Below are 22,969 nucleotides of genomic sequence, written 5' to 3'. Positions count from 1 at the left end.
TTTTGCTGGAAGAAGGACGTTTAGAATAGATAAGAGATTGTTCAGCCAATAAGAGGAAGGGAGGAACAAGGATGGAATTATATTTTTTGGGTACGAATGCAGGGGTACCAACGATACAACGCAATGTAACGTCGATTGCATTAAGACTTCTGGAAGAACGCCGTAGCATTTGGATGTTCGATTGCGGGGAAGGGACTCAGCATCAGGTTCTTCGCTCACCGATTCGCCTAGGGAAGCTGGAAAAGCTATTTATTACACACTTACACGGAGATCATCTATTTGGTCTTCCAGGTTTATTATCTAGTCGTGGTTATCAGGGAGGGACTTCGCCTTTAACGGTTTATGGTCCACCTGGATTGAAGGCATACTTAGATATATCCTTAGCTGTGAGCCAATCCCGAATTCCATACAAGATTGAGATTGTCGAGCATACAGGAGGAACGGTATTTGAGGATGATGGTTTTAAAGTGGAGGCAGCATTATTAGAGCATCGTATTGATAGCTATGGTTACCGGATAACGGAAAAGGATAGTCCCGGGAGCCTCAATACGGAATTACTAAAGAGTTATGGCTTAAAACCTGGACCGTTATATGGAAAATTAAAAAAAGGTGAAGATGTTATAACGGATGAAGGTGTTCGTATCTGCGCTGCTGATGTTGTTAGAGAACCTAAAAGAGGGCGTATTGTTACGATCTTGGGAGACACAAGACCTTGTTCAGGAGCTTTAGAACTCTCACTTCATGCAGACCTTATCGTTCATGAAGCTACCTTTGCTCATGATCTGGCAGAAATGGCTTATCAATATCATCACAGCACAGCTCGTCAGGCTGCAGAGCTAGCAAAGGAAGCCGAAGCAGGACAACTATTGTTGACTCATTTCAGCTCTCGTTACAGTTCGTCTGAAGAGTTGATTCCTTTACTGGAAGAAGCTGAGCTCATTTTTCCTGAGACATTGTTAGCTGAGGAATTCAGCACATATCCAATTTATCGAGGTCAAAACGGGCAATTGGGGAAATGATTATTTTCCGGGAAAGCGCAGGAAATGACAGTGCTATGCTAAAAAATGCTGGATGAGTCTCTCGTTCGATTTCATTCGACGAAGTGTGTTAGATTTAAAGTAATCACAGGGTGAAAGCAGTACGAATGGCTGGAAATCTTGCCGAAAACCAAGGGGCAATATCATCAAGGAAAAAGTATTACTAACTATTCTAAATCCAAGCTGAGCCTAGTCTTAGAGTTTATTAATACAATTATTTATTCATTACATTAATTAAATTTCTTATGGAAATAGAGGGATTTATAATGGAACAGATTAAAGGATTATTGATTGATCTAGATGGTACGTTATATCATGGGCATAAAATGATTCCTGGTGCAGATTTACTGATTAAAGGTCTGCGTGAAGCGGGCATTCCATTTCTATTTGTTACCAACAATTCATCGCGTACAGCAGCTAATGTGGCTGCACATTTATGTGGAATGGGAATCGATGCGAAAGCTGAGGAGGTATGTACCTCATCAATGGCGGCCGCACGTTACATAGCTGAGGAATCACCTGGGGCTGCAGTGGCGATACTTGGAGAAGAGGGTTTGCATGTGGCTTGTACCGAAGCTGGGCTCCGCATCGTCAAAGACTCACCCGATTATGTACTGCAAGGCATCGATCGATCGTTCACTTATACTTCGCTATCGCAAGCTTCTCGCTGGATTATGGGAGGTGCTAAGTTTGTACTCACCAATCCAGACTTAATGCTCCCTTCAGATGATGGGGTGATGCCAGGTGCAGGTACGATCGGAGCAGCCATCGAGGCTGCTAGTGGTGTGAGTCCCGTAGTGATTGGTAAGCCGGAATCTCATTTAATCAAGTTTGCAACAGATCTTCTAAATATTGAGCCTGAACATGCTGTGGTAGTTGGTGATAATATGCGTACAGATATAGCTGCTGGTGTAAATGCGGGCTGTCGTACAGTTCTTGTATTTACTGGATTGACTAACGCAGAGAATCTTGAACACTATAAAAACATTACAGGGATCTCACCAGATGAAATTTGTGCCGATTTAACTGAACTTAAAACGTTTCTCGGTGTATAATAGCTAGGATCTTATTACTTCACCAACCTAGAGGGGACGATGAGCTATGCCGGAACTGCCGGAAATGGAGAATTACAAAAAGCTGCTAAGTCAGCATATTATAAATGTGCCAATTTCTGATGTAATCGTGAACAGAGAGAAATCAATTAATATTGAGACAGAAGCTTTTAAAAATGCATTAATCGGTGCCCGTGTTGTTTTTGTTGAGCGGCGTGCCAAGTATATTTTGTTTCATCTTCATGATGGACGAAGACTACTTTTACATTTGATGTTAGGTGGACTCCTTTTTTATGGATCAGAGGAAGAACGGCCGGATCGAAACACACAAGTCGAAATCGTATTTGGAGATCAAATTCTTTACTTCATAGGACTTCGATTAGGGTATCTGCATTTGGTGTCCGTTAAGGAAAGTGAAGCTACAATGGGTAAATTGGGGCCTGAATTGCTGGATCGTAGAATGACGCTAGAACGGTTTACAGGATTATTAAAGGGACGGCGGGGTGCGCTCAAAAGCCTGTTAGTAAATCAGCATGTGATGGCTGGAGTCGGGAATTGCTATGCCGATGAGATTGCTTTTGAAGCTAGGCTGTTGCCTTCTACACTAGTTCAGAATTTAACGTCTGACTCCATAACCCGTCTATATGAGAGCATCCAAAAAGTACTAACTGAGGCCACGGAAATTGGTGGGTACATGGAAATGCCGTTTATGACTGGGGATACGGTTACAGGTTCATATAATAATCAATGTAAAGTGTATGATCGTGAAGGCGAGCCTTGCCTTCGTGACGGGGGAACAATTATCAAAACAGAGCTTTCTGGACGCAAAGTGTTTTATTGCCCAGACTGTCAGCATGACCAATAGTCTTCAAATAGGGGCTCATGTTAGCATTCGCGGTGGATATGGGAGAGCTGCCCGATTCGCTTGGGAGAGCGGTGCAACATGTTTTCAATATTTTCCTAAAAACCCGCGCAGTTTAAAACTTAAACAGTTGGATGTTCGAGATACGAGGGATTGTTTGCTCTTTTGTCAAGAAAAAGGGATCTCCTCGATTGCTCACACACCTTATGGGATTAACATGGCGGCTGGGATAGATGATGTTACTCCACGAAAGGTTTATGTAGCCTCTCTCTTAAATGATCTGGAGATTGCAGAAGCTTGTGGTTCATTAGGCATCGTTGTTCATTTTGGACATTTTGGTGGAATGGAGCCGTTACAAGGCTATCAAAATATTATACAATGTATGAATGAGGTGCTTCAGTCCTGGGATGGTCGTACTAAGCTGCTTATAGAGAATCAAGCCGGCAACCATGGAAATGAAGGGATTACACTTGAAGAACTTGTGAAAGTTCGAGAGCTTAGCCAATTTCCGGAGAAAATAGGATTTTGTTTGGACACCTGTCACGCTTACGCAGCTGGTATCTGGAACCCTGAGCGAACGGAAGACTTCCTTGAACGAGGAGAGAGACTTGGATTTTGGCCACATCTTGTTGCTGTCCATTTAAATGATTCTAAGTTTCCTTTCGACTCAAGACGCGACAGGCACGCTGGAATCGGACAAGGACATATTGGAGAGCAGGGGCTAAAAAGCTTAATGTCCTCCGGGCTTTTACGAAGCTCAGCTGTTGTCATGGAAACGGAGAAGGGTACGGATGGCAGTCACCGAAAAGAAATTGCTACAGTGCGTGGTTGGTTTGAAGCGGAGGCGTAATTGTGATTCATATCTTTATGGATGATCTTCGAAAAGTACCTAAAGGGTTCGCTCTGGCTCGTTCGACGGAAGAATGTCTTCTAATGTTGCGTGAGTGCGAGGTAGATGTTTTATCACTGGATTACGATATGGGGCCGGATGATTATTCGGGTGGAGAAGTTGCCAGACGGATCGTATTGGAAGGATTGTTCCCCCGAGAAATCTATTTGCACACTTCCAGTCTTTGGGGGCGAAAAGAAATGTATGAGATCTTATATACTGCTAAACCTGAGGGGATGCTTTTGGTAAATGGTCCCCTGAGTTCTGATAAGCTTCACGATATCGCCGGGGAGACGGACTTGAAATGAAGGCAATGAATGAAGTGGAATTACTGGAGGCGCTCGAGAGTTCAGGCGAACCGCTTATAATATTTTTACACACTCCACTGTGCGGTACTTGTAAGGCAGCTGAACGGATGTTAGAGGTGGCGGCTCATCTATTGCCTGCTGAACTTCAAATGGTTGCAGGCAACGTGAACATGCTGCCGAATTTAGTACAACAATATCGTATTACGAGCGTTCCTGCACTACTTGTAGCTTCTGCAGAACGGGAAAATGATCCGAATGTTTATTATTCCATGGTTTCAGTTGAGCGAGTACTGGAATACATAAGGAGTGTTATATCATAATCATTTCATTACAACATTTATCTCTCCGCAGGGAAGAAAGCTTAATCTTGGACGATGTGTCGCTAGAAGTTAGAGAAGGTGAGAACTGGGTCATTTTGGGACGGAATGGCTCCGGTAAAACCACAATTTTAGAGATGATGACTGGTTATTTGTTTCCTAGCAAAGGGACTGTAGAAGTGCTGGGTAATAAATATGGGCAATGTGATATACGCGAGGTTCGTAAAGAAATTGGCTATATCGGGCCTTCCTTGATGGAAAAGATGTCATTAAATGATCCGGTGTGGGAGGTCGTAGCAACAGGTGCTTACGCTTATTTGCGTTTCTACGAAACAATCCCTACCGAAGTAAAAGAGAAAGCAATCCGCATGCTGGAAGATATGAATCTAGGCAATATGGCATTTCATCCTTTTGGGACCTTGTCACAGGGGGAACGTAAAAAAGCTATGCTGGCAAGATGTCTTATGGCTGACCCTAAGCTATTAATTATGGACGAGCCATGTGCTGGCCTTGATCTATATGAAAGGGAAAAAATGCTGGCTGAAATAGATAAGCTGAGACAGCGTAATGTTTCTGTAGTGTACGTAACTCACCATGTGGAAGAAATTGTCCCGCTTTTCACGCATGTTGCATTAATTCGTGAGGGTAAGCTAGCTGGATCTGGACCGAAAGAAGAAGTATTAACGAATGAAATGATCTTGGCCACTTATGATATTCCTGTTGATGTTGAATGGGATAGCGGTCGTCCCTGGATTAAAATTAGACCTGGAGGCAAAACGATTTGAACGATTTAAGACAAGATACCGAAGAGCAGAACATTGCTCCGGAAGAAGAAGTATATTCCCGATATATTTGTACAGCTAATCACGGATTTGCGCCTTATGCGCAAGAAGAGCTTCGCCGTTTATTCGGTGCTGTGAAGAGTACCTTGTTACTTCCAAGCGAAATCTTTCTGGCTACATTGCAATGTGAACCAGAGGAAGTAACGCGCCTACTCACACAGAATCTTCCCATTTTCCTGCGTCATATACAGCCTGTTCAGTTTCAGGATGAAGGAACCATGGAAGCTCTAGAGCGTTTGGCGGTGTATTTAAGTCGCCACACTGAGCTTGAGGGTGCAAAGGTATCCCTGAACGTTCGTAAAGGTGATCCTTCCTTCTGGCAGGACAGTCCGGGAGAACTTCGTGAATGGCTCCAAGAGCAACTGCAGAGCTTAGGCGCAGAATTTACTGTGCAAGATCCAGCCTGGGTTATTTCAGTCTACGCAGACGGGAATGCCTTATATGCAGGTGTGTCCAGACCAGAAGCTAATTTATCTAGCTGGAATGGCGGTGCCATCCGTTTCCGTAAGGAAGATGGACAAATCTCACGTGCCAAGTTCAAACTAATGGAAGCCGAGAAGGAGTTTGATATTCCTTTTTACAGCTTCCGTAATGCGTTAGATATTGGTGCTTCTCCAGGTGGGTGGACTTCTTTCTTACTGGAACGTGGAATGAAGGTTACGGCGGTTGACCCTGCGTTAATGCATGAGTCCCTTCGTAATTATCCGGGCTTGAAAATCCTTCGTAAAAACGCAGGAGAAGTAAAATTCCGGGACAATGAATTTGATCTGCTCGTGTGCGATATGAGCTGGAGTCCTAAGCTGATGGCGAAGCTAGTAACCGGGTTACTCCACAGTCTGTCACCGGGTGGGACAGCCATTGTGACCGTAAAACTGATGCATAAGAAACCACTTGCGATGATCAAAGAAATTATTGCGATGTTTGAAGGGGAGCGCATGCAGATTCAGCGTGCAAAGCAGCTATTCCATAATCGTGATGAAATTACACTTTATATGGTTAAGTACTAAATCAAACATATTCTAAATACTAAGGGAAAGCATCCCGTTTTTAACGTTTCCGTATTTTGTGGTAAGAACGTTAATGGCGGAAGCTTTCTCTTTTTTTTTGCGAAAAGGGGGAGTTAGATTGTATTTTGAGACGAAGCTTAAGATTGGACAGGTTATTGATGACAGATACAGAATTACGGGCCTGATTGGTTCAGGTGGGATGAGTATTGTTTATCTTGCAGATGATTTGCGTCTAAAGGGTAAACGATGGGCTGTAAAAGAAAGCTTATGCTTAGATGCGCTGCATTCTGACATCCAAGCGGAAGCCGATATGTTAATTACATTAGCCCACCCGCGATTGCCGCGTATTGTCGATTTCTATCTTCCGGATCGAGAAGGGTATTCCTATTTAATTATGGACTATATTGAAGGTGTGAGCTTGAGTCAGCTAATGAAGGATAATCCCGGACCTTTGCCAGGTGACTTCATCATTCAGGCGGCTAAGCAGCTTTTAGAAGTTCTTCAATATCTGCATGGTCATCAACCACCGATTATCTATCGTGATCTAAAGCCTTCAAATATCATGTTGACACTGCAAAAAGAACTGATGTTAATTGACTTTGGGATCGCACGAAGCTACAAACACGGTATCTCTGAAGATACGGTTAAGCTGGGTACGGTTGGCTTCGCTGCACCTGAGCAATATGGAGGTGGACAGAGTCAGCCAGTATCTGATTTATATGGACTTGGAGCATTAATTCTCTATATGGCAACTGGAGGGCAATGTAGCCACTGGGAGTACGGAATGGAAGATCGGTTATATAACCATATGCCAGTTGGGATAATACCAATCGTAAGACGTTTGCTGCGGCATCATCCGGAGGAACGGTATCAGAATGCAGAAACAGTTCTAGAGGCGTTAGTTAAAGTGGAATCCGAAAGGGAGAGAGGAAGTGTTTTAGCAGTCTCACTACCGCTACCGCTTGAAAAGCGAAAATCGTTTGTCATTGCTTTACTCGGCGTAGCTTCAGGTCTTGGAACAACACATACTTCTTTTGCGCTGAGTAGCTTTCTTGCACAGAAGGGGGCAACGGCTTGGGTTGATTGTTCACCCAATTCATCGGTTTATGACCGCATTCGCAACCTATTGTACACACAGATTACTCCTGTCCCATCTAAGGAGGAACAAGCTGCTTTTTCATGGAAAGGGGTGCATTATTGGAAACGTCCTATTCACGGAAAAATGGCTGATTTGCTGAGAGGGGATTATCAATTTGTAGTGTTGGATATTGGCGTTGGGGAATATGAAGGGGCGCTTGCTGAGTTCAAATATAGCGATATGCCGATTCTAATTACTTCTGGTGCAGATTGGCGACTCGAAGATTTACTTCTGTGGATTAGGCGTAAGGGTTTACAGCCTGAGACGAATTGGAGGGTAGGGTTACCGCTAGCTGAACACTCGTCTGCACAACTGCTACAAGCGGCTATAGGTACAGATAAGGTTTTTGCACTACCTTTTCAGCAAGATCCATTCAAGCCTAAGGGGAAATTGATAGAAGTGATCAATGGAATGTTTGAGGAAGTATTAGATTTACCAAGTAAGGGGAAAGGCCGAAGTTTTTTTAAAAGAAAGGCTGAATGAAGCGGTTCTCTATGCTTCCTCTTTTCACTCAACTAACTTTTAGTTCAGTGTTGCATTAAAGTGTGTTAAAATATATATTTATACGTGTTTTGAAAAATATAAGAAAGTATAAGTTTAAGTATAGACAGGAGCTTGCGGAGAATTTATGAGTTTACTTAGTGTAGAAGACGTTTCCCATAATTTTGGGGATCGGACGTTGTTTAAAAATGTTTCTTTCCGGTTGTTACCGGGTGAGCATGTGGGAATCGTAGGAGCAAATGGCGTAGGGAAATCGACGCTTATGAATATTTTGACAGGAAAACTGTTGAAGGATAGTGGAAAAGTAGAGTGGACGCCTCGCGTCCGTTATGGTTACTTGGATCAGCATACGATCTTAACGCCAGGGAAAACCATCCGTGATGTATTGAAGGACGCTTTCTTGCCGCTTTTAGAGCTGGAACAGGAAATGCTAACTATAACTGAAAAGATGGGCGACGCTTCTCCTGAAGAGTTAGAGATGTTACTTGAGCAAATGGGAGACATTCAGGAACAGCTGGACATCGGAGATTTTTATCTTATTGATGTAAAAGTGGAGGAAATGGCGAATGGCCTCGGCCTATCCGTTATTGGACTTGACCGTGATGTTGCTTCACTAAGTGGGGGTCAGCGCACAAAAGTTCTGCTCGCGAAGCTTCTGCTTGAGAAGCCGAATGTACTATTGCTGGATGAGCCTACTAACTATTTGGATGTTGAGCATATCGACTGGTTAACAAACTATTTGAAGCAATATCCATATGCGTTTATATTGATTTCTCATGATACGGAATTCATGAATAAAGTCGTAAATGTGGTCTATCACCTTGAGTTCGGTAAACTTACTCGTTACACTGCAAACTACGAGAAATTCCTGAATATGGCCGAGATGAATAAAATCCAACACATTGATGCTTATGAGAAACAACAGGATTTTATTAAGAAACAAGAGGATTTCATTCAGCGTAACAAAGCTCGTGCCTCCACATCTGGACGGGCGAAAAGCCGTGAGAAACAACTAGATCGTATGGATCGAATTGATCGTCCAGAAGAAGCTGCTAAGCCTACCTTTAAGTTTAAAGAGAGTCGTGCCAGCGGTAAAACAGTCTTCGAAGGCATTGATTTCGAGATCGGATATGATCGTCCGTTGTTACCTATGCTGAATATGACCATTGAGCGTGGAGAGAAGATCGCTATAACTGGTTGCAATGGTGTCGGTAAATCGACGCTCCTGAAGACTATTCTTGGCGTGATTCCTACGTATAGCGGTAAAACGTATCTAGGAGATTATCTGAACTCCGCGTATTTCCAACAAGAAGTGAAAGCAGCTAATCTTACACCTATTGAGGATGTCTGGAATGAATTTTCTAGTCTAACCCAGAATGAAGTGCGTGGACATCTAGCTCGCTGTGGTCTGAAAAATGAGCATATTACCCGACCGCTTAGCATGCTGAGTGGTGGTGAACAAGCTAAGGTCCGTCTTTGTAAACTGTTGATGCGTGAGAGCAACTGGGTTCTGTTCGATGAACCTACCAATCACCTTGATGTTATTGCCAAAGCTGAGCTGAAGCGGGCATTACAAGAATATAAAGGCACAGTTCTGCTCGTCTCCCATGAACCTGATTTCTATGAAGATTGGGTTACGAAAATTTGGGATGTTGAACAGTGGTCAGCAGTACAAGTATAGAATCATCATACTCCCGGGGAATAGCAGACGATCTGCTGTTCTCCGGTTTTTGGATATGGGGAGGGGGATCGAATGATCCATAATGATGGGCGTGAAGAACGTTATTCGCGGCAGGTCCGCTTTGCCCCATTTGGCGTAGAAGGACAAGAAGAGCTCGCGCAGTCTAGTGTATTAGTCGTTGGTGCAGGTGCGCTTGGTACGGGAATTGCAGAGACGTTGGTACGCTGCGGGGTCGGTAAAATTATTTTAGCTGACCGTGATTATGTAGAGTGGAGTAACCTTCAGAGGCAGCAGCTCTATACTGAGGCAGATGCCCAAGAACGTATACCTAAGGCTGCTGCTGCGCAGAGCAGACTTCAACAGATTAATTCTGAGGTCGTTATTGATGCTCACGTTATAGATGTTCGTGCCGAAGAGCTGGAAGGGCTCATTTCAGGGGTAGATCTGATCATGGATGGTACAGATAATTTTGATACTCGGCTCATTATTAATGATATGGCGCTTAAGCACGGTATTCCTTGGATCTATGGTGCATGTGTAGGCAGTTATGGAATAACATATACGATTTTGCCTGGGGAAACTCCATGTCTTCATTGTCTTCTAGGCACAGTCCCACTAGGAGGTGATACCTGTGATACGGCAGGTATACTACCGCAGGCAGTCCAACTAGTTACGGCAAATGCAACGGCAGAGGCGTTGAAAATACTAGGTAAGCGTAAAGCTCAATTAAGAAACAAACTGTTAACGTTTGATGTGTGGCGGAATGAATACCATGAAATTGGAGTAAAAGCTGCCAAAAAGAAAAACTGCCCTTCTTGTGGGAGTCATCCGATCTATCCCTATCTAATGGCAGCGAATACCGGACGAGGCGATGTTCTATGTGGGAGGGATACAGTGCAAATTCGCCCTGCGCGACCACAGAAGCTTAATTTGCAGGAAACTGCGGATCGGTTGTCTCGTTTAGGAAGCGGAATCGTGGACAGCAACGCTTATCTGGTTTCTTTTATAGAAGGACCTTATCGGTTAGTTATTTTTGCTGATGGTAGAGCGTTGATTCATGGGACAAAAGATATTGCTGCTGCTCGAAGCTTTTATCATCGATATTTTGGATAAAGAAGCTGTAAATAGGTGTTGAGGCCATTTCTCAGGAATGGTCTTTTTGTTTTCCGGGAATTCTATATGTACCGCTGTGATGCTGGTGCAAGTCATATGGATATGGGGGGACTTTGTGATTGAACAAATAATATGGTATATGGCTGATAGCAGTAGTAGAGAAGAAGATCGAGCCGTTATAGAAAGTGTGCTACAAGATATTGGACTTGAAGCAACAAAAAGCGAAGACCCCGAGGATCTCCGCTTATCCATATCAAAAGTAGAACCGGTACTGCTGCTTGCTGAGTTATGCGAGGTGGGGACTTGGGAAGGCTGGGACATAATTTCCGCTATAAGAGCTGAGGGGATGATACTACCGGTAATGGTGATTTCCGGTGAACAATCTGAATCGGGAACTGGGGCAGTTTCGGCGTTCTCAGCCGGGGGTAATGAATATATGACAAAGCCTTTACATACCGGTGAATTCAAACACAGAATTCTAAATTTGTTAACCCTTACTGGACGGCGTCGAAATTTAAACCAAATACTGAGAGTCGATGGTTTAATGCTCGATCCCAGCCGCAGGTTTGTAAGTCGCGACGGGATCGAGTTAAAAATGACACCCAAAGAATTTGATCTATTGTATTATCTCGCTGCGAACCAAGGAATGATATGCTCCCGCATCGAGATACTTAAGGAAGTATGGGGTTACCAATTTCACGCAGATACCAATGTTGTAGATGTTTACATTAGACATATCCGTTTGAAAATGGATAAAGGACACCGGAACAAGTTAATTCACACTGTTCGCGGAACAGGATATGTAATGAGGGCGCCCGAAGGCGGCACCACATCCTGAGACTAGTTCTCTCTTATAGTTATGACTCTACCACAGAGCGATTGTTTACAGTACGCGGCGAGCCTTTAAATATGTTTTTTTCCAATTACCGGAGTTAAGATCGGAAATCGTAACACCTGGTTTACCGTAAGTGTGCAGAATTTTGCCATTGCCTGCATAAACAGCAACGTGAGTTACATTTTTACCGTTTGCTCTGCTACCGCTGGAGAAAAATACTAGATCACCTACACGAAGATCAGCTTTTGATACAGCTGTGCCTACTTTGGATTGATCTACGGATGTACGAGGCAATGTTACATTATATTGTTTAAAGATGTATTTTGTAAAAGAAGAGCAATCAAAAACTTTAGTAGTAGAAGTGGATGCACCGAACTTGTAAGGCACGCCCATATATTTCTTCCCTAAATTCACTACACTTTGACCTTTAGACACGGTAGCTGCTTCAACTTTCGTTGCGCCTACGCCTGTTGCCATCATTGTACCTAAGCCCATTGTAGTAACCATTCCTATAACAATCGCTTTTTTAATCCATTGTTGTTTATTCATGTTGTAGTACCTCCAAGGTGTTAGTCTTTGTTGTTGAATTTGTTTGTCTTGCTTGCCTGATTCGTAGTATAGCAGGTTATCTATTACATAAAAATTGGTAGAGGTGCAATAAAGTGAGGCTGGGCATGGGTTGTAAGCGTTTTATTAAAAATTCATTAAAAGTTACAAAAAATTAATAATTTGATATATTGGGATCATAAAAAAGCCGAAAAACCCTTGGTACTAAAGAGTTTTCACGGCTTTTTCGAATTTGAGATAAAAGTTACAATGATGTTTCTAAACTATAAAAAAGTAGCATTTTTACGTTAATTATGTTCCCTATGTATCTAGTCTTTACTCTGAATGATCAGCAGCAATCCACTTCGAATGTTAACCGTTCCTGAGGACGAAATCAGTTTGTTACTCACACCAAGTGATTGTCCAAGCTTCAGGGTAGCGTCAGTTAATGGATATTGAAACCCTTCTAAGGTAATACCTGATACTTCTGGGGTTAAAGGCAATAAAGAAACGTACGTGTAGCCTAAATCGTTGATCACTACCTTGGAACCTGTAAGGGTTATATAGTTATGAGTGTCCATGACGTAGCAGTTGATTTGACGTTGCAGAGCTCTTGTCATCATTTGAATGCTAGCCAGGGAATGGTCAATACGAGTACCGGTAACACCTAATAGTAGAATCGACTCCGGTTGCAGATCCATCGCAATATCGAGCGCCATCTCACTATCTGTCAAATCCTTGTTCACGGCATCACAGGTAATGGTCTTCTTACTTTTATTTTCAATATTTTGAAGTGCCTCAGGTGAAACAGAATCAAAATCACCTACTGCTATATCTGGTGTATATCCGTGCGAAATGAGAAACAATGCTCCTTCATCCGCACCGATAATAAAATCATCTTCATCTAATAGATCGAAATAATCAGGAGATAATGCTCCACCGGCAAAAATAACGACTCGTTTGGATGACATAACATCCATTCCTCCTCTTAAACCTCTTGTTGAGTATCCTGTCCAGTATAATGCAGATCGAAAGGTTGCACAATTGACCTCGAGAACGCTAAAATGATAGTGTGCGATCTTTTGAGTATAAATTCACATATAATTAGGTTTAACAACTGGGAGGTGAACGAAATCGTAAGCGTACTGTTTGTATGTCTGGGTAATATTTGTCGGTCACCAATGGCAGAGGCTGTTCTGCGGCATAAGATTAATGAACGAGAACTATCTGATAAGATTCTTGTAGACTCAGCGGGAACTGGAGATTGGCATATTGGCAAGGAACCACATGAAGGAACAAGACATATTCTTGATCAGCACAGCATCAGCTATGAGAATATGATGGCGCGTCTAGTTAGCAGCGAAGACTTCCAAAAGTTTGATTACATCGTCTGCATGGACAAGTCTAATGGAGAGAATGTTCGAAAGGTTTCAGGCGGGGAAGACGCCAAACTAATGTTCTTCATGGATTTATTGCCTGAGGAGGAACTGCGCGAAGTGCCCGATCCTTACTATACAGGTAATTTTGAGCAGGTATATGACTTGATTAACGCGGGCTGTGACATCTTGCTGGAAAGAATGATAAGAGAAAAGCTGTAACCTCTTTGGATTACAGCTCTCTTTGTATGTTTTATATTGTAAATCGAGTAAAGTTGCTGGATTATACTGTAAGCGCCATCAAGTAATCTACATACTGTTCTTTAGATGTTCACTATTTACAACTATCAATAGGTCTTTATGTGTTTAAAAAATAGAGTAGAGATTCTGGGAGTTCTTTCTGCCAGAAGCCCCAGAGATGGCGTCCGTCTTTCTCTCGGTAGGATACGGTTGCTCCACGTGATTCAAGCAATGTTTTTGTTTCTCGATTCATCTGAACAAAATCATAAATACCAGTATCCGTTTTGTAGTCGGTCTCCTGCAGACCAACGACCATATTAATGTTGAGCCAGGATAGATCCTCTTCCTCAGCCAGCATGTCGCGGGATTCAGGATAGAATGCACCTGAAAGGCTGATGATACGGGTAAAGATCGCTGGATAAGCAAGGGCAAGATGGAGTGATACACTGCCCCCAAGGGAGTCGCCAGCTAAGATACGTTCGTCCGGCGTACGGCGTACAGGATATTTTTGTTCAATGAAGGGAATAATCTCTTCGGAAAAGCAAGATAAGTACTGTTTGAATCGGTTGCCAAAAGGAGCATATTCTTGGGTTCGCACCGCGACGTCTACTTCGACACCAACAATGATGAAGGGCTCCACGTCTTCTTCTATTATAAGACGTCCAGCAAGTGTAGCAATGCGGCCAAAGTTAAAGAATTCTTCTCCGTCTTGGCAGTACACCACTGGGTAGCTTAAAACTTCGTTGTAGCCGGGAGGGAGGTAGATGCGTAACTTGCGTTCCTCCTGCAGATGTTCACTCCAAAGCGTTTCTTTTACAATTGTGCGTTTCAGAAAAACAGAATCGCTCATAGTTGCCACGTCACCTTTCTTGTCGAATTTTGCAATACACACGGATTTGCTCTAAAATGAATAGCTGAGTAACTGTGTGATTAATCATTTACTTGTTCCAAAAGCTTTAAACTGTTATATAAAAATAAATCACCTGTTATACATACAAAATTTAAAGGAATATAAATTTTATAAGTATTTCTTTGACGAAAGTAACCAAACAGGTGTATAATAATATTATAACAGAGGCAGCTGATATTCAAATTTTTTTATTGAGGTGAAGATAATGAGTAAAGTTCCTTATGAAGTGTATACAGAGGACGTCGAGGCTCTAACGGTACTTTCCCCGGATGGAGAAATTATCAACAAGGATAAAATGCCTGATTTAACCGACGATCAACTGAAAGAAATTATGTATCGTATGGTATTTACCCGTACTTGGGATGATCGTGCAGTAAATCTTGGCCGTCAAGGCCGTCTTGGTTTCTACGCACCGGTATCCGGTCAAGAAGCTACTATGATTGGTAGCGAGTACGCTTTGGAGAAAGAAGACTTCTTATGCCCAGGCTACCGTGATATTCCGCAGCTAGTATGGCACGGACTTCCATTGTACCAAGCATTCTTATATTCCCGTGGACACCAGCATGGTGGAGCGATTCCTGATGGCGTTAATGTATTGATGCCACAAATCATCATCGGCGCGCAAATCCTGCACGCTACAGGAATTGCAATGGGCTTTAAATTGAAAAAACAAAAGAGTGTTGCAATTACTTACACTGGTGATGGCGGTTCTTCAGAAGGCGACTTCTATGAAGGCTTGAACTTTGCTGGTCGCTTTAAACTGCCTGTTATCTTCTTTGTTCAAAACAATGGTTATGCGATTACGACTCCGTTCGCAAAACAAACAGCTTCCAAGTCGATCGCTCACAAAGCGGTTGCAGCTGGTATTCCAGGAATTAAAGTTGACGGCATGGACATCTTTGCAGTAATCAGTGCTGTTCGTGACGCTGCTGAGCGTGCACGTAATGGCGAAGGTGCTACATTGATCGAAGCTGTAACTTACCGTTTCCGTCCACACTCCCTTTCTGACGATGCAAGTAAATATCGTTCGAAAGAAGAAGAGGGACAATGGAGTGAAAAGGATCCAATCAACCGTCTTGCCAAGTATTTGGAGAAGAAAGGTCTTTGGACTGAAGAAGATACGCTGCGCGTGAAAGATGAAGCGAAAGCTACAGTTAACGAGCAGATCAAAAAAGCTGAACAAACCGAAAAAATGACAATACCTGGCTTGATCGACAGCATGTTCGAAGTAACACCTAAACATCTGGAAGAGCAAAAAGCCGATTTTGAATAAGGGGGATATCAGGCAATGGCACAAATGAATATGAAAGAAGCGATTCGCGACGCGATGCGCGTTGAACTGAATCGTGACCCTAACGTTCTTATCTTCGGAGAGGATGTTGGTAATGTAGGTGGCGTTTTCCGTGTAACAGAAGGTCTGCAAAAAGAATTTGGCGAAGATCGTATTTTTGATACTCCACTAGCTGAGTCCGCTATCGGTGGTCTGGCATTTGGTCTTGGTGTACAAGGCTTCCGCCCGATTGCTGAAATTCAATTCGTAGGTTTTATCTTTGAAGCACTGGATCAGATCGTTGTTCAAGCGGCACGTCTGCGCTGGCGTTCTGGCGGTAAATATAATGCTCCAATCGTATTCCGTACTCCTTTTGGTGGCGGGGTTAAAGCTGCTGAGCTTCACACAGATTCACTTGAAGGTTTGATTGCGCAAAGCCCGGGTATTAAAGTAGTAATTCCTTCAAACCCATATGATGCTAAGGGACTTCTAATCGCGTCTATCCGCGACAATGACCCTGTATTCTTCATGGAGCATTTGAACCTTTACCATGCTTTCCGTGCTGAAGTACCAGAAGGTGAATACACTGTTGAACTTGGCAAAGCAAACGTAGTGCGTGAAGGTACAGACGTATCGATCATTACTTACGGGCTGATGGTACATACAGCTACCAAAGCAGCCGAGCAACTCGAAAAAGAAGGCGTTAACGTTGAAATTATCGACCTTCGTACTGTAAGTCCAATCGACATCGACACTATCGTAGCGTCTGTGAAGAAGACTAATCGTGCAATCGTAGTACAAGAAGCTCAAAAGAGCTCCGGTGTGGCTGCTGAAGTTATTGCACAAATCAACGAAAAAGCTCTGCTGCACTTGGAAGCACCGGTTCTGCGTATCGCAGGTCCTGACACCGTGTATCCATTCGCACAAATTGAAGATACATGGCTTCCAAACCCTGCGCGTATTATTGCAGGCGTGAAGAAAGTTTTGGATTTCTAAAATATTTCCTATAAGAAACGGTTGTCATCCTTTAGGGATGACAACGTCGTTTCTTCTTCTCTAATCATAAGGTCAGTCCCAATTTCACAAGGAGGTTTTCAAAGTGGCAAAGTTTGAATACCGATTCCCTGAACTAGGTGAAGGTTTGCATGAAGGTGAAATCATCAAAATGCATATCAAAGCCGGTGACAAGGTAACGGATGATGATATCGTAATGGAAGTTCAAAATGACAAGGCGGTAGTTGAGGTACCTTGTCCAGTGAACGGTACTGTGTTGGAAGTTTTGACTAAAGATGGTCAAGTATGCCGTGTTGGCGAAGTTGTAGCGATTATCGAAGCTGAGGGCGACGTTCCTGAGCAAGAAGGTCATGCTGCTGAAGAAGCTCCGGCTCCAACTCCAGCTGCTGCTCCTGCATCTTCGAATGCTAAATCAGCAAATTTTGAGTATCGTTTCCCAGAACTAGGTGAAGGTCTGCATGAAGGTGAAATCATCAAAATGCATATCAAAGCCGGTGACAAAGTAACCGATGATGATATCATCATGGAAGTTCAAAATGACAAGGCTGTTGTTGAAGTTCCTTGTCCAGTGAATGGTACTGTGTTGGAAGTTCTGACTAAAGATGGTCAAGTATGCCGCGTTGGCGATGTTGTAGCTATCATTGCAGCAGAAGGTGACGTTCCTGAACAAGCAGGTCATGCCTCTGCTGAAGCCGATGCAGCACAAGGAAGTGCAAATACTACTTCTTCCCCTGCAGCAACTAGCCCATCTGATGCTAAACAAGGCGGGTCTGCAAGTGTAACACCAGCTCCTGACCGCGATGTATTGGCTACACCAAGCGTTCGCAAATTTGCTCGTGAGCAAAAAGTCGATATTTCCAAAGTGAACGGAACTGGAAAAGGCGGCAAAATCACACGTGAAGATGTAGAAGCATTCTTGAAGGGTGGTTCAGCACCTGCTGCAGCACCTGCAGCAGCGGCTACTGAAGCTCCTAAGGCTGCTAAGACCGAAGCTAAAGCAACATCTGCAGCAGCAAGCGGTAATGTAAGTCTTGAAGAAGAACGTGTACCATACAAAGGCATTCGTAAAGCGATCGCTAACGCAATGGTTAAATCTGCTTACACTGCACCACACGTTACCATTATGGACGAAGTAGATGTTACTGAACTGGTAGCATTCCGTACACGTATGAAACCTATCGCTGAGAAAAAAGGCGTTAAGGTTACTTACCTTCCGTTCATTGTTAAAGCTTTGGTTGCGGCTTCCCGTCAATTCCCAGCGCTCAACGCTATGATTGATGAAGAAGCAGGCGAAATCGTCTACAAGAAATACTACAATATCGGTATCGCTACTGATACACCTAACGGTCTGATCGTTCCAGTTATCAAAGACGCTGATCGTAAGAGCATTTGGATGATCGCTAGCAGCATCACTGACCTTGCTGTTCGTGGTCGTGACGGTAAATTGTCTGCTAACGAAATGAAGGGTAGCACGATCTCCATCAGTAACATTGGTTCTGCTGGCGGCATGTTCTTTACTCCAATCATTAACTTCCCTGAAGTGGCTATCCTCGGAACTGGCCGTATCAGTGAAAAAGCAGTTGTGAAAAATGGTGAAATCGTAGTTGCTCCTGTAATGGCGTTGTCACTCAGCTTTGACCACCGTATTATCGATGGTGCGACTGCTCAAAACTTTATGAACTACATTAAATCGCTGCTCAATAATCCTGAGCTGCTGGTTATGGAGGTATAATTATGGTAGTAGGAGACGCTTCTCTAGATATTGACACATTGGTCATTGGTGCAGGTCCTGGTGGGTATGTAGCGGCAATTCGTGCCGCTCAGCTCGGCCAAAAAGTCCTCATCGTGGATAAATCGGAACTCGGCGGTGTATGTTTGAACCGCGGATGTATTCCTTCTAAAGCACTGATTGCAGCAGCACATCAGTTCGAATCTGCTAAGCATGGTGAAGTTTTCGGTGTTACAGCTGAGAACGTTAAAGTGGATTTTGCCAAAACTCAAGAGTTCAAAAACGGCGTAGTTAAGAAAATGACTAGCGGCGTGACTAGCTTGATGAAGGGTAACAAAATTGAAGTATTTAACGGCGAATGCATGTTTATCAGCGACACAGAAGCACGTGTGTTCAATGATCATGAATCCCCACGTTATCGCTTCAAACACTGTATCATTGCTACAGGTTCCCGTCCGATTGAATTGAAACCTTTCCCATTCGGTGGACGCATTTTGTCTTCGACTGAAGCTCTGGAACTTCCAGAAATTCCGAAGAGCATGATCGTAATCGGTGGTGGATACATCGGCGCTGAACTTGGCCAAATGTACTCCAAATTCGGTACTAAAGTAACCATCATTGAAGGTTTGGATACTGTACTTCCAGGCTTCGATAAAGATATGACTCGTTTGGTTGCGAAGAACATGGCTAAAACTGGCATCGAAATCGTAACTAACGCTAAAGCTGAAAGTGCTGTACAGAACGACAAGGAAGTTACTGTGAAGTATTCTGTTGGTGGCGAATCCAAAGAAGTAACTGCGGATTACTTGCTTGTTACTGTAGGCCGTCGTCCTAACACTGACGGTGAACTTGGACTAGACCTGATTGGTCTTGAGCTCGACGAGCGTGGATTGATCAAAGTCGATCACCAAGGTCGCACTAGCATTCCTAACATTTTCGCTATCGGCGACGTTGTTCCAGGTCTGGCGTTGGCTCACAAAGCTTCTTATGAAGGTAAGATTGCCGCAGAAGCGATTGCAGGACTTACATCTGTTGTTGACTACAAAGTCATCCCAGCAGTTGTGTTTACAGATCCTGAGTGCTCAAGCGTTGGTTTGACTGAGAAAGAAGCGAAAGACAAAGGCTACAAAGTGAAAGCTGGTAAGTTCCCATTTGCAGGGAATGGCCGTGCCGTATCTTTGAACAGCCCAGAAGGTTTCATCAAAATTGTTGCTAACTCCGAGAACAATCTTGTGCTTGGTGCACAAATCGTTGGTATCGAAGCTTCTAACTTGATCGCTGAACTTGGTTTGGCTATCGAAATGGGCGCAACACTTGAAGATATCGCTTTGACTATTCATGCGCATCCAACCCTTGGCGAAATCGTCATGGAAGCTGCTGAATTGGTTGAAGGTCACCCTATTCACGTAATGAAATAATTTCTTTACCCAATTGCTCTAGCAGGCACTGAAAGGCGGAACGCATTTGCGTTTCGCCTTTTTGAGTTTTCCACTTTTTTTGAAAATAGATATAATGGAAGGAGATGAAACAAATTGATCGAATACTCTATAAAATCATTCATCCGTATTTTAAAAACTTATATAGGGAGGACAAATGATGAAACCCAATAAGTTAAAGCCTGGTGATGAGTTGCGGATCATCTCACCTGCCAGAAGTCTGTCATTAATCGCTGCTGAACAAAGGAAAATTGCCAAAGAACAGCTGCGAAAATTAGGTTTTCGGATATCATTTTCCGTAAATTCCTTTGAGAAGGATGATTTTGTCTCCTCATCGATCGATTCTAGAATAGAGGATTTGCACGAAGCTTTTTTAGATCCGAATGTTAAAGGGATTCTTACGACCATTGGAGGCTTTAATAGCAATCAGCTGCTACGTTATATCGACTATTCCCTCATTGCTGAGCATCCTAAACGATTATGCGGGTATTCGGATATTACGGCTTTAAGTAATGCGATCTATGCTAAAACAGGATTAGTTACATATTCCGGACCACATTTTTCTAGCTTCGCAATGCTTCACGACAATGAATATACAACCGAATATTTCCGTAAGCTGATGATGGACAACAAAGAAATAGTGGTGAGGCCTTCGAAGCATTGGAGTGATGATGAGTGGTATCTGGATCAGGAGAACCGTGTATTTATCAGAAATGAGGGCCCATTCATTATCAATGATGGGGAAGCAAAGGGGACAATTATCGGTGGGAACCTTTGTACATTAAATCTTTTGCAGGGAACGGAGTATATGCCAAGTTTAAAAAATTCGATATTATTTGTAGAGGATGATTATGAATCATCGCCTGCAACGTTTGATAGGGATTTACAATCGCTGATTCATCAACCGGATTTTCAGCATGTTAAAGGATTGGTTATTGGAAGATTCCAACAAGGATCACGCATGACTAAAGAACTGCTGATCAAAATCATAACTTCGAAAGAAGAGCTATCAGACATTCCTGTCATTGCAGACGTGGACTTTGGACATACATCCCCGATGATTACTTTCCCTGTAGGTGGACAAGCCTCACTTCGTGCTTATGGGGTTAGAGTAGAGTTAAGGATATCGGAGTAGTGAACTCCCCAGATTATTAAATAAATTTAAAAAATATCTTACCTTCTACAAAAATCGGATTTTTCAGATATAATATATGAGGTGAAATATTACGGAGGTGCAGTAAATTGAATAATGAGTTAGAACAAACCTATTTGAATTTTTTACAATATATTTTAGATCATGGTGTAAAAAAAGAAGATCGTACCGGAACAGGTACAATTAGTGTATTTGGTTATCAAATGCGATTTGATTTATCCAAAGGCTTCCCATTATTTACAACAAAACGGACACCGTTCCGTTTAATCGCAAGTGAATTATTATGGTTTATTAAAGGCGACACAAACATCCGTTATTTATTGAAAAATAATAATCATATTTGGGATGAATGGGCTTTCAAAAGATGGGTTGAATCAGACGAATATGCAGGTCCAGATATGACGGATTTCGGGAATCGTTGTTTAATTGATGAAGAATTCAATCAAGTTTATCAAGCAGAGATGAAAGCATTTTGTGATCGTGTCTTAGAAGATGATGCGTTCGCAGCGAAGCATGGTGACCTAGGGAATGTTTATGGTAAGCAGTGGCGAAATTGGACATCTTCTACGGGTGAATCCATTGACCAATTACAAGATGTAATTCATCAGATCCGAACAAATCCTGATTCTCGTCGTTTAATTGTAAGCGCATGGAACCCGGAAGATGTTATAAATGCTGGGGCAAAAGGAAGTAAAGCAGCGTTACCCCCTTGCCACGTTATGTTCCAGTTCTATGTTGCCAATGGTAAATTAAGTTGTCACTTGCTGCAGCGCAGCGCTGATTCTTTTCTTGGCGCTAACTTCAATATCCCGTCTTACTCATTACTTACACATTTAATAGCACATGAATGTGGTCTAGAAGTAGGTGAGTTTGTATATAGCATTAGTGATGCACATATCTATTCAAACCATGTTGATCAAGTAAAAGAGCAATTATCAAGAGACTTAAGACCATTGCCTACATTGGTCATTCATTCAAATCAGAAATCACTTTTTGATATCGAGCTGGAAGACCTTATCATTGAAGGGTACAACCCGCATCCTTCGATAAAAGCGCCGATCGCTGTGTAAATGAATTGTTATCAAGATTTTTTGATCTTAATAAGTAGGAAGGAGCGTGTTTCATGAGTATTAGCTTAATATGGGCAATGGGCACCAATCATGTTATTGGAAAAGATAACGATATGCCTTGGCATTTACCGCTGGATTTCGCTTATTTCAAAGCGGAAACACTGGGGAAGAGAATGCTTATGGGCCGCAAAACGTGGGATTCACTCGGAGGGAAGCCTCTAAAGGGCAGAACAAGCTTAATTATGACTAGAGATACTGGTTATTCTCCTGAAGGTGCAGAGGTTGTACACACGCTTGAGGAAGCTCTCAGCGAGGGTAGAAAAGGCGATGAGCTGATGGTGATCGGCGGTGCGGAAATTTATAAGCTGATGTTGCCATATGCTGACAAGCTGATGTTAACACAAATTGAACAGGATTTTGAAGGAAATACCCGGTTTCCTGATATTGACTGGAGTGTGTGGAAAGAGGTTTCCAATAAGAAGGGAATTCGTGATGAAAAGAATCCGTATGATTACCGTTTTCTTGTTTATGAACGTACGGAATAGCAATAAAACGTTTTCTCTGACATAACATGTGAAATAGTACAAAAAATCAGTAGATTAATCCATTACTGTGCAAAAGTAATGAGTGCTACTATAATTAA

General features: G+C 42.8%; 23 protein-coding genes. 20 read left to right on the top strand and 3 right to left on the bottom strand.

Features of this window, described 5'->3' with window-relative positions; genetic code table 11:
- Positions 1–71 precede the first annotated feature (71 nt).
- From rnz to CA598_RS18700, 12 genes are all read left to right on the top strand, one after another.
- Positions 72–1,019: a ribonuclease Z gene (gene rnz, locus CA598_RS18755; protein ID WP_094872961.1), complete on the top strand. Its 948-nt coding sequence runs from the start codon at positions 72–74 to the stop codon at positions 1,017–1,019.
- A 284-nt stretch (positions 1,020–1,303) separates the two neighbouring features.
- On the top strand, positions 1,304–2,092 hold the full coding sequence (locus tag CA598_RS18750; RefSeq protein WP_094877456.1) for an HAD-IIA family hydrolase: 789 nt from the start codon (positions 1,304–1,306) through the stop codon (positions 2,090–2,092).
- A gap of 46 nt (positions 2,093–2,138) precedes the next feature.
- Positions 2,139–2,954 (top strand): Fpg/Nei family DNA glycosylase, encoded by an 816-nt coding sequence (locus tag CA598_RS18745; protein WP_094877455.1) that lies wholly within the window; start codon positions 2,139–2,141, stop codon positions 2,952–2,954.
- Positions 2,944–3,801, top strand: a complete 858-nt coding sequence (locus CA598_RS18740) for a deoxyribonuclease IV (protein ID WP_094877454.1) — start codon at positions 2,944–2,946, stop codon at positions 3,799–3,801. The genes CA598_RS18745 and CA598_RS18740 overlap by 11 nt, the downstream gene beginning before the upstream one ends.
- Positions 3,802–3,803: 2 nt before the next feature.
- On the top strand, positions 3,804–4,148 hold the full coding sequence (locus tag CA598_RS18735; protein ID WP_094872953.1) for a cyclic-phosphate processing receiver domain-containing protein: 345 nt from the start codon (positions 3,804–3,806) through the stop codon (positions 4,146–4,148).
- Positions 4,145–4,468 carry a thioredoxin family protein gene (locus CA598_RS18730; protein WP_094872951.1) on the top strand — a complete coding sequence of 108 codons (324 nt, stop codon included), beginning with the start codon at positions 4,145–4,147 and terminating at the stop codon, positions 4,466–4,468. The genes CA598_RS18735 and CA598_RS18730 overlap by 4 nt, the downstream gene beginning before the upstream one ends.
- Positions 4,468–5,250: an ABC transporter ATP-binding protein gene (locus CA598_RS18725; RefSeq protein WP_094877453.1), complete on the top strand. Its 783-nt coding sequence runs from the start codon at positions 4,468–4,470 to the stop codon at positions 5,248–5,250. The genes CA598_RS18730 and CA598_RS18725 overlap by 1 nt, the downstream gene beginning before the upstream one ends.
- Positions 5,247–6,314 carry an SAM-dependent methyltransferase gene (locus CA598_RS18720; RefSeq protein WP_094877452.1) on the top strand — a complete coding sequence of 356 codons (1,068 nt, stop codon included), beginning with the start codon at positions 5,247–5,249 and terminating at the stop codon, positions 6,312–6,314. The genes CA598_RS18725 and CA598_RS18720 overlap by 4 nt, the downstream gene beginning before the upstream one ends.
- A gap of 118 nt (positions 6,315–6,432) precedes the next feature.
- A complete protein-coding gene (locus CA598_RS18715) occupies positions 6,433–7,935 on the top strand; it encodes a serine/threonine protein kinase (protein WP_179283706.1) in 1,503 nt (500 codons plus the stop codon).
- 145 nt (positions 7,936–8,080) lie between these two features.
- A complete protein-coding gene (locus tag CA598_RS18710; protein WP_042188823.1) occupies positions 8,081–9,634 on the top strand; it encodes an ABC-F family ATP-binding cassette domain-containing protein in 1,554 nt (517 codons plus the stop codon).
- A gap of 72 nt (positions 9,635–9,706) precedes the next feature.
- Positions 9,707–10,747, top strand: coding sequence for a ThiF family adenylyltransferase (locus CA598_RS18705; RefSeq protein ID WP_094877450.1), 1,041 nt, complete (start codon positions 9,707–9,709; stop codon positions 10,745–10,747).
- A 115-nt stretch (positions 10,748–10,862) separates the two neighbouring features.
- Positions 10,863–11,585, top strand: coding sequence for a response regulator transcription factor (locus CA598_RS18700; RefSeq protein ID WP_179283705.1), 723 nt, complete (start codon positions 10,863–10,865; stop codon positions 11,583–11,585).
- A 45-nt stretch (positions 11,586–11,630) separates the two neighbouring features.
- Here CA598_RS18700 and CA598_RS18695 read toward each other — a convergent pair whose 3' ends face one another.
- Together CA598_RS18695 and CA598_RS18690 are read right to left on the bottom strand one after the other, a co-directional pair.
- Complete coding sequence (locus CA598_RS18695) at positions 11,631–12,131, bottom strand: C40 family peptidase (RefSeq protein WP_094872940.1); 501 nt, start codon at positions 12,129–12,131, stop codon at positions 11,631–11,633.
- 326 nt (positions 12,132–12,457) lie between these two features.
- Positions 12,458–13,099 carry a thiamine diphosphokinase gene (locus CA598_RS18690; protein WP_094877448.1) on the bottom strand — a complete coding sequence of 214 codons (642 nt, stop codon included), beginning with the start codon at positions 13,097–13,099 and terminating at the stop codon, positions 12,458–12,460.
- A 162-nt stretch (positions 13,100–13,261) separates the two neighbouring features.
- On the opposite strand from CA598_RS18690, the gene CA598_RS18685 reads away from it, so the two are divergent.
- Positions 13,262–13,726, top strand: coding sequence for a low molecular weight protein-tyrosine-phosphatase (locus CA598_RS18685; protein ID WP_094877464.1), 465 nt, complete (start codon positions 13,262–13,264; stop codon positions 13,724–13,726).
- Positions 13,727–13,862: 136 nt separating this feature from the next.
- Here the strand turns inward: CA598_RS18685 and CA598_RS18680 are convergent, their stop codons facing one another.
- Positions 13,863–14,594, bottom strand: coding sequence for an alpha/beta hydrolase (locus tag CA598_RS18680; protein WP_094872936.1), 732 nt, complete (start codon positions 14,592–14,594; stop codon positions 13,863–13,865).
- 265 nt (positions 14,595–14,859) lie between these two features.
- Between CA598_RS18680 and pdhA the strand changes: the two genes are divergently transcribed.
- The 7 genes from pdhA (at position 14,860) to CA598_RS18645 (ending at position 22,871) form a co-directional block, all read left to right on the top strand.
- On the top strand, positions 14,860–15,927 hold the full coding sequence (gene pdhA / locus CA598_RS18675; RefSeq protein ID WP_042188812.1) for a pyruvate dehydrogenase (acetyl-transferring) E1 component subunit alpha: 1,068 nt from the start codon (positions 14,860–14,862) through the stop codon (positions 15,925–15,927).
- Between the two features lie 15 nt (positions 15,928–15,942).
- Positions 15,943–16,920 carry an alpha-ketoacid dehydrogenase subunit beta gene (locus CA598_RS18670; RefSeq protein WP_094872934.1) on the top strand — a complete coding sequence of 326 codons (978 nt, stop codon included), beginning with the start codon at positions 15,943–15,945 and terminating at the stop codon, positions 16,918–16,920.
- 103 nt (positions 16,921–17,023) lie between these two features.
- Positions 17,024–18,670: a 2-oxo acid dehydrogenase subunit E2 gene (locus tag CA598_RS18665; RefSeq protein WP_094872932.1), complete on the top strand. Its 1,647-nt coding sequence runs from the start codon at positions 17,024–17,026 to the stop codon at positions 18,668–18,670.
- Positions 18,671–18,672: 2 nt separating this feature from the next.
- The gene (gene lpdA / locus CA598_RS18660) at positions 18,673–20,085 is read left to right on the top strand and encodes a dihydrolipoyl dehydrogenase (RefSeq protein ID WP_042188806.1); all 1,413 of its coding nucleotides are present in this window, start codon (positions 18,673–18,675) and stop codon (positions 20,083–20,085) included.
- 178 nt (positions 20,086–20,263) lie between these two features.
- Complete coding sequence (locus CA598_RS18655) at positions 20,264–21,238, top strand: S66 family peptidase (protein WP_094877447.1); 975 nt, start codon at positions 20,264–20,266, stop codon at positions 21,236–21,238.
- Positions 21,239–21,345: 107 nt separating this feature from the next.
- Complete coding sequence (locus tag CA598_RS18650; RefSeq protein WP_094877446.1) at positions 21,346–22,326, top strand: thymidylate synthase; 981 nt, start codon at positions 21,346–21,348, stop codon at positions 22,324–22,326.
- Positions 22,327–22,379: 53 nt separating this feature from the next.
- Positions 22,380–22,871 carry a dihydrofolate reductase gene (locus tag CA598_RS18645; RefSeq protein WP_094877445.1) on the top strand — a complete coding sequence of 164 codons (492 nt, stop codon included), beginning with the start codon at positions 22,380–22,382 and terminating at the stop codon, positions 22,869–22,871.
- Positions 22,872–22,969: the final 98 nt, after the last annotated feature.

Source organism: Paenibacillus sp. VTT E-133291, from assembly GCF_002264395.1.
In the GTDB taxonomy this organism is placed as follows: Bacteria; Bacillota; Bacilli; order Paenibacillales; family Paenibacillaceae; genus Paenibacillus_AQ; species Paenibacillus_AQ nitricinens.
Note: the sequence above shows the minus strand (reverse complement) of the source record. Positions and strands in the feature narration are given on the sequence as shown.